Origin of the sequence: Paenibacillus sp. FSL R5-0923 (assembly GCF_038009145.1) — a bacterium.
GTDB lineage: Bacteria > Bacillota > Bacilli > Paenibacillales > Paenibacillaceae > Paenibacillus_AQ.
Map to the genome: position 1 here is coordinate 1,949,636 of NZ_JBBPAT010000001.1, position 14,924 is coordinate 1,964,559.

General features: G+C 47.8%; 12 protein-coding genes. 11 read left to right on the forward strand and 1 reads right to left on the reverse strand.

Annotated features, from left to right (window positions below; all coding sequences use genetic code 11):
* Positions 1 to 138: 138 nt before the first annotated feature.
* From MKX35_RS08715 to MKX35_RS08745, 7 genes are all read left to right on the forward strand, one after another.
* Positions 139 to 1,128, forward strand: coding sequence for a LacI family DNA-binding transcriptional regulator (locus tag MKX35_RS08715; RefSeq protein WP_076300414.1), 990 nt, complete (start codon positions 139 to 141; stop codon positions 1,126 to 1,128).
* A 21-nt stretch (positions 1,129 to 1,149) separates the two neighbouring features.
* Positions 1,150 to 2,127: an N-acetylglucosamine kinase gene (locus tag MKX35_RS08720; protein ID WP_076300415.1), complete on the forward strand. Its 978-nt coding sequence runs from the start codon at positions 1,150 to 1,152 to the stop codon at positions 2,125 to 2,127.
* Positions 2,124 to 3,422, forward strand: coding sequence for a 6-phospho-beta-glucosidase (locus tag MKX35_RS08725; protein ID WP_076300416.1), 1,299 nt, complete (start codon positions 2,124 to 2,126; stop codon positions 3,420 to 3,422). The genes MKX35_RS08720 and MKX35_RS08725 overlap by 4 nt, the downstream gene beginning before the upstream one ends.
* 24 nt (positions 3,423 to 3,446) lie before the next feature.
* Positions 3,447 to 4,373 (forward strand): ABC transporter permease, encoded by a 927-nt coding sequence (locus MKX35_RS08730; RefSeq protein ID WP_042191444.1) that lies wholly within the window; start codon positions 3,447 to 3,449, stop codon positions 4,371 to 4,373.
* A gap of 95 nt (positions 4,374 to 4,468) precedes the next feature.
* Positions 4,469 to 5,359 (forward strand): carbohydrate ABC transporter permease, encoded by an 891-nt coding sequence (locus tag MKX35_RS08735; protein WP_042191442.1) that lies wholly within the window; start codon positions 4,469 to 4,471, stop codon positions 5,357 to 5,359.
* Between the two features lie 34 nt (positions 5,360 to 5,393).
* On the forward strand, positions 5,394 to 7,040 hold the full coding sequence (locus MKX35_RS08740) for an extracellular solute-binding protein (protein ID WP_076300417.1): 1,647 nt from the start codon (positions 5,394 to 5,396) through the stop codon (positions 7,038 to 7,040).
* Positions 7,012 to 8,793, forward strand: a complete 1,782-nt coding sequence (locus MKX35_RS08745) for a family 10 glycosylhydrolase (protein ID WP_081383026.1) — start codon at positions 7,012 to 7,014, stop codon at positions 8,791 to 8,793. The genes MKX35_RS08740 and MKX35_RS08745 overlap by 29 nt, the downstream gene beginning before the upstream one ends.
* 258 nt (positions 8,794 to 9,051) lie before the next feature.
* Here MKX35_RS08745 and MKX35_RS08750 read toward each other — a convergent pair whose 3' ends face one another.
* On the reverse strand, positions 9,052 to 9,372 hold the full coding sequence (locus tag MKX35_RS08750) for a hypothetical protein (RefSeq protein ID WP_042191436.1): 321 nt from the start codon (positions 9,370 to 9,372) through the stop codon (positions 9,052 to 9,054).
* 234 nt (positions 9,373 to 9,606) lie between these two features.
* Here MKX35_RS08750 and MKX35_RS08755 point away from each other — a divergent pair, with 234 nt between their 5' ends.
* The 4 genes from MKX35_RS08755 to MKX35_RS08770 all read left to right on the forward strand — a co-directional run bounded on the left by MKX35_RS08755 (position 9,607) and on the right by MKX35_RS08770 (position 14,894).
* Entirely contained in the window at positions 9,607 to 9,921 is a 315-nt protein-coding gene (locus MKX35_RS08755) for a hypothetical protein (protein ID WP_042191434.1), read from the forward strand.
* Between the two features lie 258 nt (positions 9,922 to 10,179).
* The gene (locus MKX35_RS08760; protein ID WP_076300419.1) at positions 10,180 to 11,205 is read left to right on the forward strand and encodes a helix-turn-helix transcriptional regulator; all 1,026 of its coding nucleotides are present in this window, start codon (positions 10,180 to 10,182) and stop codon (positions 11,203 to 11,205) included.
* 171 nt (positions 11,206 to 11,376) lie between these two features.
* Positions 11,377 to 13,158, forward strand: coding sequence for an ABC transporter ATP-binding protein (locus tag MKX35_RS08765; RefSeq protein ID WP_076300483.1), 1,782 nt, complete (start codon positions 11,377 to 11,379; stop codon positions 13,156 to 13,158).
* The gene (locus tag MKX35_RS08770; protein WP_076300420.1) at positions 13,155 to 14,894 is read left to right on the forward strand and encodes an ABC transporter ATP-binding protein; all 1,740 of its coding nucleotides are present in this window, start codon (positions 13,155 to 13,157) and stop codon (positions 14,892 to 14,894) included. Before MKX35_RS08765 ends, MKX35_RS08770 begins: the two co-directional genes overlap by 4 nt.
* Positions 14,895 to 14,924 lie beyond the last annotated feature (30 nt).

The following is a 14,924-nucleotide window of genomic DNA, read 5'->3' on the forward strand; positions in this document are numbered from 1 at the left end:
CTTTCGATAAAGATGAAACTGACATTCAATGTTCGATTCTCAGTCAGGACATAGTTGTGGCGAGAAGAGTTAGTCCTTTTTTATTTCCCTGAAAGTTATAACGTTTAAACTATTGAACTTGGAGGCATAGAAGCTTAGATGAACATTCATGATGTAGCCAAAAAGTCGGGGCTCTCTGTAGTGACCGTATCCAGAGTTCTTAACAATTCACCTTCTGTACGTGAAGGCAATAGGCGGAAAGTGCTGAGTGCTATGGAGGAATTAAATTATCAGCCCAATTCAGCGGCGCGGAGTCTCGTGCGTGGCAAGACGGGAGTCATCGGTATGTCGATTACCAACTTTAACGACTCCTTCTATGACCGCGTGATTCGCGTGGTGAACCGGAAGCTGGCAGAACAATGTTACTTCTTGGCCCTGTCGATAGCCGAGAATGAGGATGAAGGCGTTAACTTCCTGTTTCAGAAGGACCGCGTTGACGGGATTATCCTGTTATCTCCGCTTGAGGAAAAAGAATATGTGGAGGAGCTGAAAAGAAAAAATATTCCGTTTGTCTTGCTGGATAACCAGCTCCAGCATGAGGATGTTCCCAGTGTCGTCGTCGATAACTATCAAGGGGGGTATGAAGCTACCAAGCACTTGATAGGTCTTGGACACACCCAGATCGCCTATATCGGTGGCCCTTCGGTGTTCCTGAGTGTAGCAGAGCGCAAGCGGGGTTATGTACAGGCGCTGGATGAAGCGGGACTAACGCCTTTCGGCACGGAATATTGCGGATTTACGGTAAGTAGTGGTTATGAGGTGGCCAAGAGATGGATCCGTGAAGATAAGCTGCCGACAGCCATTTTTTCAGGAGACGATTTTATTGCTTTAGGTGTTGTTCAAGCCCTGCGTGAGGAGGGGATTCTGGTACCTCAGGATATCTCAGTGGTTGGCTTTGATGATCAGCAGTTCGTAGGTGAATTTTATCCCCGATTGACGACAGTCAGACAGCCTGAGGCGCAAATGGGCAGCATTGGTGTTGATTTGCTGATGAAATTAATCAATGGGGAGGTGATGCCAGCTGTTGTAACGAAGCTCGCTCCTCAGCTTCTCGTGCGTGAATCCACCGCATCTGTAAGGTTAACCTAAATATTAGGAGTGAAACGAACTGTGAAGTACTTTTTGGGAGTCGATGCAGGGGGCAGCAAAACTTATGCAATGATTGCAAATGAACAGGGAACGGTCATTGGTGTAGGCAAGGGAGGGAACGGGAATCATCAAAATAATCGTGAGCAGGCGGAGAACAGTTTGCACCAGGCTGTATCGGGAGCGATTATAGCGTCGGGGCTGACAAAGGATCAGATGGAGTATTCCTGGTTCGGTCTGGCTGGAGCGGACAGAGAATCCGATTTTCGAATTTTACGACCAATCATCAGCAGACTTGGCCTTCCCCGAACTGAGATTTCCTGCGATACCTGGATTGCCTTGCGATCAGGTACAGAGAGTAATTATGGGATCGTGCTGATCTGCGGCTCGGGAGTGAACTGCGCCGGTAAAAATCCGCGAGGCGTTACATACCAATGTGGTGGATTTGGCTATCGGTTCGGTGATTACGGCGGCGGCTATGATCTAAGTATTGAGGTATTCCGTAGCGTTCTTCGGGCGGATGATGGAAGAGAGAAAGAGACTGTCTTAAGCGAACGCTTAATTCATTTGCTGGGCTATTCCAGTGTTTCGGAGTTAAGGGAGGATTACCTGGATCATTCCAGAGACTTGCCTCCCCAGATTGCTGAGCTGCTGTTTCAAGCGGCAGATGAAGGAGACCAGGTTGCTATCGGACTGCTGACTAAGCAAGGGGATGAGCTGGGTTTGGCAGCGGTATCTACAATCCTCCATTTGGCTATGGAGGAGGATTCCTTTGACATCGTACTTGCAGGCAGCCTATTGACCAAGGGGGATCGCTCAGGCATCATCCGGCGGGCCATTGAACAGAGAGTGAAGCATTCGGCTCCAAATGGCACTTTAAGGATTCTAACCCGGGAACCGGTTGTAGGCGCGGTCGTTTTGGCAATGGAAAGCAGCGGTGTGCGTGTGGATCAGGAGGTTCTTGATCGTCTATCACTGGGTAAGGAGGGGCTATTATTATGAAGGAGACTTTGAAGCTCGTTGTCATCGGAGCGGGTTCATCGTATACGCCTGAGCTTATTGAAGGCATCATCATGCATCATAGAGAGCTTCCCGTCCGCGAAGTATGGCTGGTGGATATTGAGGCGGGAAGGGAGAAGCTGCATACGATTGCGGAATTAAGCAAGCGTATGATTGCTGAGTCCGGACTGCCGATTACCGTGACCCAGACGCTTGAGCGCAGGGAGGCCATCGCCGGAGCAGACTTTATCTGCACTCAAATCCGGGTAGGTATGCTGGAAGCGCGAAAATGGGACGAATTAATTCCGCTTCAATACGATGTCATCGGTCAGGAGACGACGGGTCCCGGAGGGATGATGAAAGGCTTGCGGACCATTCCGGTTATTCTGGATATTTGCAAGGACATCGAGGAGTTAGCTCCGGATGCCTGGTTGCTGAATTTTACGAATCCGGCTGGTATGGTAACTGAAGCTGTTCACAAATATTCATCGGTAAAAAGCGTAGGCCTGTGCAACTCGCCGATCGGTTTTCAAAAGTGGCTCTCTGAGTTCTTCGGACTTCCTATAGAGAAGATCTATGCGGAGTTTGTCGGCATCAACCACCTGCACTGGGTATCCGATATCGTAATTGACGGTAAAAGCAAGCTACAGGAGCTCATTGATTACCCCCAGAACTACAAGGCGAGTAATGTGCCGTTTGATTCCTGGGACCACCGGTTTCTGAATACTTTGAAAGCCATCCCTTCTTATTACCTGAGCTATTACTACATGACGGACGCGATGCTTGCGGAACAGAAGGAAGCAGCAGCAACGATCGGATCGCGCGCTGAGGTAGTGAAGAAGGTGGAGGAAGAGCTGTTTGAGCTGTACCGGAACGTAGAGCTAAAGGAGAAGCCAAAGCAGCTGGAGCAGCGTGGTGGAGCCTATTACTCGGAGGCGGCAGTGCTGCTGATGCGCTCCATTTATAATGATTCCCGTGATATCCAGACGTTGAATGTAAGGAATAACGGAATGATTGACTTTTTGCCGGACGATGCCTCCATTGAGGTGAACTGTTTGGTAACCAAACAAGGTCCGCTGCCGATTCCGCTGCGCAAAATTCCGCAGCCCGTCAAAGGCCTGCTGGCCGCGGTCAAGCAATACGAGAGCCTCACCATCGAGGCGGCTGTGCATGGAGACCGGGATATGGCCCTGCAGGCTATGGTTCATCATCCGCTCGTGCCTTCGGTCACCGTAGCTGAACAGCTGCTGGATGAAATGCTGGAGAAGAACAAAGCGTTTTTGCCGTTGTTTCACTAGAATCGTCCAGAGGAGGAAAAACGGATGAACACGGCCGAGAAACCAAGTAGATGGAAGAAATTCACCAGTCAATTGGATTTACAGTCCATGGTTTGGCCGGGAATTATCTTTGTATTCATTTTTAGCTACATTCCGATGTATGGCGTGGTTATGGCGTTCCAGCAATACGATATTTTTGGCGGCATTATGAAGAGCCCCTGGGTTGGATTTATGCATTTCAGAATGTTCTTCGAGGCACCGGAGTTCTGGAATGTGATGCGAAATACCATTGTGATTAGCTTGCTTAAATTGATTATCTCTTTTCCAGCACCGATTCTTCTTGCACTGATGCTGAATGAGATCGGTAATATGGGCTTTAAACGCGTTATCCAGACCGTCAGCTATTTACCGTATTTCCTGTCTTGGGTTATTGTATCCGGTTTTGTATTTTCGCTGTTATCTGTTGACAACGGAACGGTAAACTATGTACTGGAGCGATTCAATCTGGTAGGGGAGCCAGTTAACTTCCTGGCATTACCCAAATACTTCTGGTCTATTCTAGTAAGTGTAAATGTGTGGAAGGAGGTCGGATTTGGGAGCATTGTCTATCTGGCCGCGATTGCAGGCATTGATCCGACTTTATATGAAGCCGCTTCCATAGACGGAGCAAGCCGATTTAAGCAAATTCACTTGATTACACTCCCCAGCATTACCCCCATTATCATCATCTTTATGATTCTTGCCATCGGCAGTCTGCTTAGTGCGGGCTTCGAGGACATTTTGCTGCTGGCAACCAATCCAATCCTGCGACCCTACTCCGATGTTATCGACACCTATGTATACCGTGTGGGGATATTAAATGCCAGATTCTCTTATGCGACAGCGGTAGGGCTTTTCAAAGCGGTGATCAGTGTCATTCTGCTGGTGATGGCCAACAAAATCGCGCGCCGGGCAGATGTTAGTCTCTGGTAGGTACTACTACTCATAGCGAATGCTTCCGATGCAAGTTTTATTGGGATGTATCGACTGTAAGTAATGCTCCATAAACCTTTTAGGAGAGGTGAACAATGAGACTAAGCCTGGGCGACAAAATCATGCAGCGGACTATTTATATCCTTTTGACGCTGCTGGCGCTACTTATGCTGTACCCATTTTGGAACGCGCTGGTCATTTCCTTTAATCTAGGGAGCGATACGGCGCTCGGCGGTGTAACCTTGTTACCGAGAGCATTTACCCTGGAAAATTATTATATTGTGTTTCAGGATCATCGCCTGCTGAATTCTTTTCTGATCACCATTCTTAGAACGCTCGGCGGCACGGCATTGTCCGTCTTCTTCACGGCCCTGTTAGCTTACGGAATGTCCAAGAAAACATTGCTTTTTCGAAAACAATATATGGTGTTCTTCATGATTACGATGTTCTTCAGTGGAGGGCTCATCCCTAGTTATTTACTAGTTCGCTCTTTGGGTATGCTGGACACCTTTTGGGTTCTGATTATCCCCGGCATCATCAGCGTCTGGAACATGATTGTCATCCGCACCTTCTTCAACGCTTTGCCGGAGGGGTTGGAGGAATCGGCCAAAATCGACGGTTGCAGTAACTACGGCATTTTCTTCCGAATCGTTATTCCCGTCTCCGGCCCGGTGCTGGCCACGATTGCTTTATTTACTGCGGTCGGTTACTGGAACGACTGGTTTACGGGAGCGATCTATATTACGAAGGACGAACTGCTTCCTATACAGACCCTGCTGCGGCAGGTTATGAACTCCAACATTATGACCCAAATTGGTTCATCGAATGCCATCGCGCTGGATCATATGAACCGAAATCGGACGATTACTACGAAGTCACTGACCATGGCTACGATGATGATCGCTACTATTCCGATTATCCTTACGTACCCTTTTCTCCAAAAGTACTTTGTTAAGGGCGTAATGATCGGTTCATTGAAAGAATAGCAGTCTCCATACTATGTAGAAAGAAGGGAAAAGAATGGGCAATCGTATGAAATGGGTATCGCTTCTGCTGACTTCGCTGGTGCTTCTTCTCGCTGCCTGTAGCGGAGGGGGGAATTCTAACACTTCACCAAACACAAGCGAGAAAAATCTGAATACCGAGGTCACCACGGATGACGGCAGCGGGATTAAGCCCGTCACCTTCAGCTTTTATGGAAATTACGACTGGCTTACGACATCACCATGGGGGGATAATGAGGCGACAAAATGGATTCAAGAGAACCGTAAGGTTACTGTTGAACCGATTCAATCGGGAGGTGCGGCCGGAGAAAAACTCAACACGATGATCGTCGGTGGTGATTTACCGGATGTCATTTTTACTGACCGGGGATCCTCAGTGGAACGGCTGGTGCAGGCAGGGCAACTTGTTGCGCTGGATGATTACTATGACAAGTATCCGAACTTCAAGAAATATGTGAAGGAATCCACCCTGAATTTGCTCCGTTCAGATGACGGAAAAATCTATCAAATCCCCAACTGGTATACATCCGGGCAATTCGGCAACGGCGGATGGATGGTGAATAAAGATATTTATAATGAGCTCGGCAGACCGGCGCTGGAGACCTTTGATGATTTGTATCAATATTTACGCTTGGTGCAAGAAAAGTATCCGGATGTTGTACCTCTGGAGGTTGGCGAGAAGGGGGCAGGTCTGGAAATTATGTATGGCGGTTTTAAGGAGAACTCCACCAGTAAGTTCATTTCACTCATGGGATATCCGGAAGGCGACAAGCTGTCATCTATCTTGGACGATCCCGCTTACGAGGAGATGGTGCTGTATATCAATAAGCTCTATCGTGAACGGCTGATTACGCAGGATGCACTGCAGCAAACCCAGGATGCGGTCAAAGAAAAGGTCAATACCAGCCGGGTAGCGGTCATGGTCGAATCCAATATCACTACGTATGGAGCCGAGGGACACCGTGCACTGACTGCGAACAATCCGGACAGCGGTTATGAAATTATTTGGCCGATTCATAAAGCCGGACTAGACAAAACACAAGTGTTTGTAAGCGGTTTCGAGACGCTGGGTTGGAACGTCAGTGTCATTACAAAAAAGGCCAAGGATCCGGAGGCCATCTTCGCTTACTTTGACTGGATTACGGGTCCGGAGGGACAGAAGGTGCTTTTCTTCGGTCCTAAAGGCTTGTACTGGGATGAGGAGGACGCAGACGGAGCACCAATTCCGAACGAGAAATACAAGACGACTCCTGCTAACGAGCGTACCGAAACGATGAGAAAATTCGAGGACTTTAACTGGGCGGGTAATACGACCTTTATTGATACGGCGAAAATGAGCTTAGAGGCGCTGCTTTCCGCGAACCAGAAATCATGGGAGACAGTGGCGCAGTCCACGGTGACCTGGAAAACCGCGCTGGACATTACGGAATTTGTGAATACCGATCCGCTACCGGATACGGAGATTGGCATCATCGCACAGAATGTAGGGGATATTTATACCCTTGCTTACGCACAAATGGTTCAGGCGAAGTCGGATGAAGAGGTATTGTCAGCACTGGAGACAGCCAAAAAGAACACCCAAAAAGCGGGACTGGATAAGCTGCTTGAGTTCAGAACCGAAAAATGGCAGGAGAATGTCAAGAAAATCAACGCTACGAAATAAGATTATTGGAGGCGAGATTATGGCATTTGCGCTGAGATCGAGATTCATAGCAATGTTAAGCTTCGTGTTGGTTTCTTCGATAATGGGTGGTTCCGTTCCGGTTATGGCGGAGGAGGAGAGTAATCCCCCTTTCGAAACGGAAGTTATTGTACGGACCGTAAACCAGTTTAAGAACACGGCGGATGTCCAGAATTTCATCCAGCTGTCCACAAGCTACGGTGTCGATGTCATCAGCATGAACGTGAAGCAGGATGAAGATGATGAGGTTCCGTCTGGAAGTGTATTTTATCAGAGTGATATCGCTCCGATCGCGCAAGGCTACGAGAATTTCGATGCTCTGCAGGCTGTCATTACAGCAGCTCATGCTGCAGGAATTAAGGTTCATGCCTGGATTCCCCAGTTCCATGATCAGCAAGCCTTCCTTGCTCACGATGAGTGGCAGATGCAAGCGTTGGTTAATGGGGTTCAGACTCCGTTCACAGGTTCTAACGGCAACGAATACTTCGTCAATCCGATTCACCACGAAGTGCAGCAGTATGAGCGTTCCATCATTCAGGAAGTGATCGAAAATTATGCTGTTGACGGTGTTGTGCTAGACTGGATCCGCTTTGACAATTACAACATGGACGTCAGTGATTACACGGTTGCGAAGTATCAGGCGCAGTTCGGGTATTCCCCGCTCAGCATTGACTTCGATACGGATTCGCCTCAGCGTGAGCAGTGGAATGAATGGAGAACTGAACAAATTGGACAGTATGTAGGCGATATCCGTGAGGATATTTCCGAATCCTCAAATCCGGATGTGCAGCTCGGTGTGTATATTTTGCCGCCGGAATTTACAGAGGTTGGACAGAATGTAGCCAAATTTAAAGATGATATCGACTTTGTCGCACCGATGGCGTACTTTGATGACTGGGAGTTCAATAGTGATTGGGTATACAGCACTTCCTACGGCATCCTGAAGGATACGAGCGACCGGATCAGTGGCAGTGACGTGGAGATTGTTGCGACGCTGGATAATGACTGGACAGATGATCAATATCAGGAGATTTATAAGGGAATCCGCGAGAATTATCCAGGTGTGAAGCGTCTGTCGTTCTTTGCTTACGGGGCCTGGCCAGAAGATGAGCTAGCCAATATCAAAGAACGTGAAACCTGGCCGACGCCAGGCTGGACGCCTCCGGTAGAACAAGACTATCCGGCTCAATTACCAGCAGGATGGAAGGCACGAAATATCGGTACCATGCCGGGGAACGTTACCTACAATTCATCCAATAAGCAATATACACTCAGCAGCAGCTCTACGGATATTTGGGGAAATGGAGATCAACTGAATTATATATACCAATCCGTGAGCGGCAATGCGGAGATTATTGTTAAAGTGCAGTCCACTAGCCGATTGGACGGCTGGGCCAAGGCCGGCATTATGATTCGGGAGTCGCTGGGTCATAATTCGAAGCACGCAGATATGATGCTTACCCCCGAGAATGGGGCAACCTTCCAGTATCGTGCAGAGACCGCGGGCAATATGGTCGACCATACTGCGGCTGCCTCGGCTCCAAGATGGCTAAAGCTGACCAGAAGCGGAAATACCTTCAAAGGGGCTATTTCGACGAACGGGAATAACTGGCAGACGGTTGGAACTGTTCAGATCCCGATGAATCGCAAGGTGTATATTGGCATAGCGCTCAGCAATCCGGGGGATGATTCGAGAAATAAGGCCGTATTTGGAAATGTGAAAATTACGGATTAAGTCTAATACAATTACAACTATACATCATCATTCGCTTTATTTTCTATGGGCAAAGCAAAGATATCAGAGGCTTGATTTGTATTTAGACCTCCTGGAAAGCACCCGAAGCCTGGGGATTTGCTGTCAGGGAGAGAAAGAACGGATACCGGCTGACTTTGGAATCTGAGGATGTAATATAATCGGCAGAACACAGTGCAAAGCAGATTGGGTTAGAAGACATTCATCTCCGAAATACGGGTGAATGTCTTCTTTCTTTGCTCATAGTGTTCTGAAAATGTCATTTATCGTGTAATACAAAGCATTAAGTTCTTCCATATAAACTGTTTTTATTTTGGTTTTATCAGGATTGTCACTTATCATTTCCATAAAGACATCCGGATCATTAATGATACCATTAAGACTTGCGCGCTTTAACAATTCTGCATCGGAAATATCATCCTTAAACGACAGTCTTAAGATTTCCATAGTGTCGTTTACTATACCTTTGAAATTCTCTTCTTCCCCAAAGAAAGTTGCAATCTTATTCAAAAAGTCTGCATATTTATCTGGTATTTTTGAATTTTCTGAAAAAAATATCATTTATATCTTCTCCCTATATTAATCGAATTTTTAAATAGTTTTAAGTAATTGGCCAGTCTGAAATCATCTAATTATAGTCAGAAACATTATAATTGGATTTGGAACAATTGGCGGTTAAAAATGATACAGTAGTACTGTTTACACAGATTAAGTGAGTACGATATATCGGAAATTCTAACTTGTTTCATAGAGTTAAGTTATAGTTGACCAATTCGAAAGCGGCGGAGGCTGGGGATGCTAAAGACAGTATCAGTTATTTTTAATGAGCGACCAAAAAGGTGGGGATTAAGAGGGGATCCATATCTTTGGGATGAGCTAGAGAGGTACTTTCAGGAAGTGAATTATCCATGTACAGGTGAGGAGTTTGCAGAGATATTCAAATACGCATTTGAGGAATTAACAGGAAGTAGCTTAGGTGATTTAGATAAACAAATCTATTGTGAGAAATACAGTCATGGTGGTATGTCCAGTGGGCATGTTTGTCTGGAGTTTTGGATTGAAGTAGCGATTCCATTGCTAATTGAACGATTGGAGGGATTAGCAATTTAAATTGGTGAACAATCGGATGCATCTCACCTTCCCCCCACCACCAATGTAATGTAAAAACTAAACGTTAAAGGCCGTTCACAGGTGGTTATGGAGCTGAAAATATAGCTGGCCATGTCTTCAGAAGTGACGCGTTTAAGCCTTCTTCACCTTTAGGGGTGGGAAGGTTTTTTGTTGTTTATGCATATTTGCTAAAAGAATATTCAATTGATAATCATTCTCAATACATATATAATTAATCCAAAGTAAGGGGAAGTAGGGATGAGCATGAAGCGTAGCGATGGTCTGAATGAAGCGGAAACGATTGATGCCCATAAGACGCTTAGATGCGAAGGGTTTAGTATTACTTACCAGTTGGACGGAAGCCACTTTGAGATAAAACCACCGGTCGAGTTAGGGGAGGGCAGCTGCCGGAGCCTGCTTACTCAGCGTTATCTTCAGATGACGGATTTTGATCTCCAATTTAATCGGGATATCGAAGCGAGGGGCGAGTTTAGAACACCTCGTACGGAGCTGATATTCTGTATGGGACATGGAATTGAATGGGGGACCTCGCTGAAGCAGGACTATTTTGCCATAGATACAGGAGAAAGTGTGCTGCTTCACGGCGGAGTAAGAAGTGAAAATTGTATATACCTTAGCGGAGCGGGCTACAGATTCCTCAGCATAGATATGAGTCCGGCACAATTTGAGCGGATGACCAGCGGACTGACCGAGGATACACGGCTCCAAGCCGGAGGAGGAGCTGGGTTATTTTTTGGCAAAAACGCTATCACACCATCTATCCGACTCATTCTGTCTCAAATTGCGGATTGTTCCTATAGTCAGGGTATGCGGGAACTCTATCTGGAGGGGAAAATGCTGGAGCTAATGGCTGTCTATCTCAATGAATCTTTATTTGAAGCTGATCGGATTTCCCACACAGTCAAGCTATCTAGAGATGATATGAAGAGCCTGCGACTAGCCAAGGAAATTCTGCAACGTGATTATTTACATCCACCGACGCTAGCAGGGCTCTCTCGCATTATTTGCCTTAATGAGTTCAAATTGAAGAAGGGCTTTAAGGAAATGTTCGGTTATACTGTCCATGCCTATGTGATCGAACAACGGATGCAAAGGGCACAGCAGCTGCTAGAACATGGAAATATGACGGTAAGTGAAGCAGCATCCAGAGTCGGATACGTGAATGTCAGCCATTTCTCAGCAGCCTTTCGTAAAAAATTCGGTGTGCGTCCTGGAGAGTATCTGATCAGTGGTAGACAGCGTTCTTTAGGAACAAGGATGTAAGCTCGCATCGAAAACAGATGCTCCTGATTTGGTTGATTATAATCCCGGAAACGGTAGCAACCATGAAGAGCGTTCCTATACACTAGTGCACAGAGAATCATTCTCAGTGCACTTTTTTTGTGCGTAATTATAAAGAGTGGGGGAACAGCTGTGAGTAAAACCAAAACTGGCATGTCGAGACTGTTGGAGATTGCCGGAGAGAAGCGAGGCCTGCTGATCCTGTCTGGTGTATTGTCATCTGTCAGCGCCGTGCTAATGCTGGTACCATTTTTGTCTGTTTATTTCATCTTGGCCGAGCTACTGCGGCATGCAGCATCTCCTGGACAGGTCGATGGTGATGCTATGATTCGCTGGGGATGGATTGCGCTCGGCGGATTGATCGGAGGTCTGCTAACCTCGTATTGCGGTATTATGTGTTCGCATATTGCGGCTTTTCGTATTCAGTATAATCTGCGTGTGCGAATGACCGAGCATCTGGGCAGACTGCCGCTCGGCTTTCTGAATGGAACTTCGACCGGCGCAGTGAAGAAGACGCTGGAACAGAATGTCGACAAGGTGGAAAATTTCGTAGCACATCAGCTCCCAGATTTGGTAAGCGCGCTGGCGTCTACGGTGCTGATGATTGTGGCGATGTTCTGGCTGAGTCCGCCGTTAGCTGTTGCCTGTCTTCTGCCGATCCTCATAGGAATGGTTGTGCAGTCAGCACTTATGATGAGCGGTAAGGGAAAAACCAGTGTGAAGCAGTATCATGATTCTTTGGAGCAGATCAATGCTTCGGCGGTGCAGTATGTACGGGGGATGCCAGCGGTGAAGGTGTTCGGGCAGACGGTGCATTCCTTCCGAAAGTTCTACAGTGATATGACCAGATACCGTGATTATTGTCTGGAGTTTACGGACCGTTATCAGTCAGGTTATGTTCTATTCAAAACATTGCTGGCCTCCTCGTTTACCTTTATTTTACCGGTGGGTGTTTTTATGCTAAGCGGTCAGCCGGATTCCATGTCCTTTGCGCTTGTGTTGCTGTTCTTTCTAATTATGGCACCAGGCGTATCATCTCCGCTCTATAAGCTACTTATGCTGGCTTCGAGCACCCGGGATATCGGCGAAGGCGTAGAGCGGATGGATCGTCTTTTGGCACAGCAGCCTGTACCAGAAATAGCAAATCCGCTATCACCGCAAGTTTTCGACGTTGAATTTATGGACGTAACCTTCTCCTACAGTGAAGAAGAGGGGGCTGCGGCTGCGCTTAGCGAGGTCTCTTTCCGGGCAGTACAAGGGAAGGTTACAGCGCTGGTTGGACCGTCAGGATCAGGTAAATCGACGGTGGCCAGCTTGGTGCCGCGGTTCTGGGACCCGCAAGAGGGTGCGATCCGTATCGGTGGAGTGGATATCCGTCATATGGCGATTCATGAACTGATGAATACAGTTGCCTTTGTATTTCAGGAGACCTTCCTGTTCTATGACACTTTGTATGAGAATATTGCCGTCGGCAAACCGGGAGCCACGCTGGATGAAGTCCAGGCTGCAGCAAGAGCTGCGCAATGCGACGAGTTCATCTCTCGGCTTCCGCAGGGGTACGATACGTTAATCGGTGAAGGTGGTGTCTATCTCTCCGGCGGTGAAGAGCAGCGTATTGCGGTAGCCCGGGCCATCCTCAAAAATGCGCCGGTACTTGTCCTCGACGAAGCGACTGCTTTTGCCGACCCGGAAAATGAACATCACATGCAGCTGGCACTAACGGAGCTTATGCGCGGGAAGACGGTTATTGTCATTGCCCACCGTCTGTCTTCTATTCGTGAAGCTGCACAGATTTTGGTACTGCGAGATGGGCAAATCGTGGAGCGCGGAGATCACGATAGTTTGATTGATCTCAATGGACTTTACACTCAAATGTGGCATGCCTACAGTGACGCCGGAGATTGGCATTTGGAAAAAGGGGGGGAACAGCTATGAAGGTATTGCACAATATTACTGCTGGCAAACCACAGCAGCTGCTGAAGCCTGTGTTGTTTTCCTTACTGGCTAACATAGTCAGTGTGCTTCCGTTTGCGCTTGTGATTGAGGCGGTACGGTTGATTTTTGCTCCTTATATTACGGTGGGTGCAGAGCTTCAGATAGAACGGCTTTGGTGGATTTGCGCGGGACTAGCTGCTGTCATGGTACTGATGTTCCTGAGCGAGATCCCCGCATACCGCACTGCATACCGCGGGGCTTACAATGTTGCGGCACAGGGACGGGCGGAATTAGCAGAACATCTGCGTAAGCTTCCGCTAGGCTACCTGACGCGCCGGGATCCTGGTGATTTGGCCAATATGATGATGGGCGATTTCACGCTGGTTGAGACAGGAATTTCACATCTGTTGCCACAGCTTGCAGGGGCTTTTGTACTGCCGATATTCGCACTTGCGGGTTTACTATTCCTCGACTGGCGGATGGCGCTTTCCATGTTCGTGGCACTGCCGATTGCCCTCCTAATTATGTACCTGTCAGGCAGACTGCGGCGCAGATTAGGGACGAATCATATGAAAGCGAAACTGAACGCCGCGAATCGGCTACAGGAGTATTTGAATGGTATTCGGGTGATGAAAGCCTACAACCTGACGGGAGAACGCTTTGTCCGTCTGGATAGCTCTTTTCGAACTTTGATGAAGGAAAGTGTGAAGCTTGAAGGGATATTCGGACCGGTCATTCTAACGGCTATGGCTCTTCTTCGTGCGGGTCTGACCTTAATGGTATACGTAGGTGTACATCTATTGTTAGGCGGAGAGCTCGGTATTTTGCAGCTGGCGGTATTCCTTATTGTCGGCACACGCATCTATGATCCACTGACGACGGCGCTCGCCAACTATGCTGAATTCCGGTACAACGAACAAGCGGGTGAACGCATCGTAGACCTGCTTCGCCAGCCGGTAATGACAGGGACTACAGCTCCACTTCCCGATAGCAGTACCATTCGCTTTGACAATGTTACCTTCAGCTATGGAGGTGAGCCTGTTCTCAAACAATTAAGCATAGAAATGCCGCAAGGTTCATTGACTGCAATCGTGGGTCCCTCCGGCAGCGGAAAGAGTACAGTGCTGCGTTTGATCTCGCGTTTCTATGATCCTGACGAGGGAAGTGTTCTGCTAGGCGGACGCAATATTAAAGATATTGATCCAGAACATTTGCTAGGGTCTGTGTCGGTTGTGTTTCAGGATGTGTACCTGTTCCAAGATACCATTGGAAACAATATTGCCTTTGGGCGGCCGGGCGCGTCGCAGCAGGATATTCAACAAGCAGCAGAAATGGCCCGTTGCCATGATTTCATTATGAAATTACCGCTAGGTTATGACACGCCGGTAGGCGAGGGTGGCAGTACGCTTTCCGGAGGGGAGAAGCAGCGGATCTCCATTGCTCGTGCGATTCTTAAGAACACTCCGATTGTATTGCTGGATGAGGCTACTGCATCGCTTGACCCGCAGAATGAAGCCGAAATCCAGAAGGGAATTGATGCGCTGATTACGGGCAGAACCGTTATTGTTATCGCGCATCGGCTCAAAACCATACGAGGTGCAGACAACATTATTGTGCTGGAAGATGGCCGACTGGTGGAGCAGGGACGACATGAAGCTCTACTATTACGAGGCGGATTGTACGACCGTCTCTGGAAGCTGCAGCAGCAATCCGTCGGATTCCGCATCACGTCATAGGAAACGTCATTCACGCTTTTAGGAGGGCAA

Bases quoted from the DNA above. Each gene is read 5' to 3' on its own strand.
- MKX35_RS08715 (WP_076300414.1), top strand. From the start codon at position 139: ATGAACATTCATGATGTAGCCAAAAAGTCGGGGCTCTCTGTAGTGACC.
- MKX35_RS08725 (WP_076300416.1), top strand. From the start codon at position 2,124: ATGAAGGAGACTTTGAAGCTCGTTGTCATCGGAGCGGGTTCATCGTAT.
- MKX35_RS08730 (WP_042191444.1), top strand. From the start codon at position 3,447: ATGAACACGGCCGAGAAACCAAGTAGATGGAAGAAATTCACCAGTCAA.
- MKX35_RS08735 (WP_042191442.1), top strand. From the start codon at position 4,469: ATGAGACTAAGCCTGGGCGACAAAATCATGCAGCGGACTATTTATATC.
- MKX35_RS08740 (WP_076300417.1), top strand. From the start codon at position 5,394: ATGGGCAATCGTATGAAATGGGTATCGCTTCTGCTGACTTCGCTGGTG.
- MKX35_RS08745 (WP_081383026.1), top strand. From the start codon at position 7,012: ATGTCAAGAAAATCAACGCTACGAAATAAGATTATTGGAGGCGAGATT.
- MKX35_RS08750 (WP_042191436.1), bottom strand. From the start codon at position 9,372: ATGATATTTTTTTCAGAAAATTCAAAAATACCAGATAAATATGCAGAC.
- MKX35_RS08755 (WP_042191434.1), top strand. From the start codon at position 9,607: ATGCTAAAGACAGTATCAGTTATTTTTAATGAGCGACCAAAAAGGTGG.
- MKX35_RS08760 (WP_076300419.1), top strand. From the start codon at position 10,180: ATGAGCATGAAGCGTAGCGATGGTCTGAATGAAGCGGAAACGATTGAT.
- MKX35_RS08765 (WP_076300483.1), top strand. From the start codon at position 11,377: ATGTCGAGACTGTTGGAGATTGCCGGAGAGAAGCGAGGCCTGCTGATC.
- MKX35_RS08770 (WP_076300420.1), top strand. From the start codon at position 13,155: ATGAAGGTATTGCACAATATTACTGCTGGCAAACCACAGCAGCTGCTG.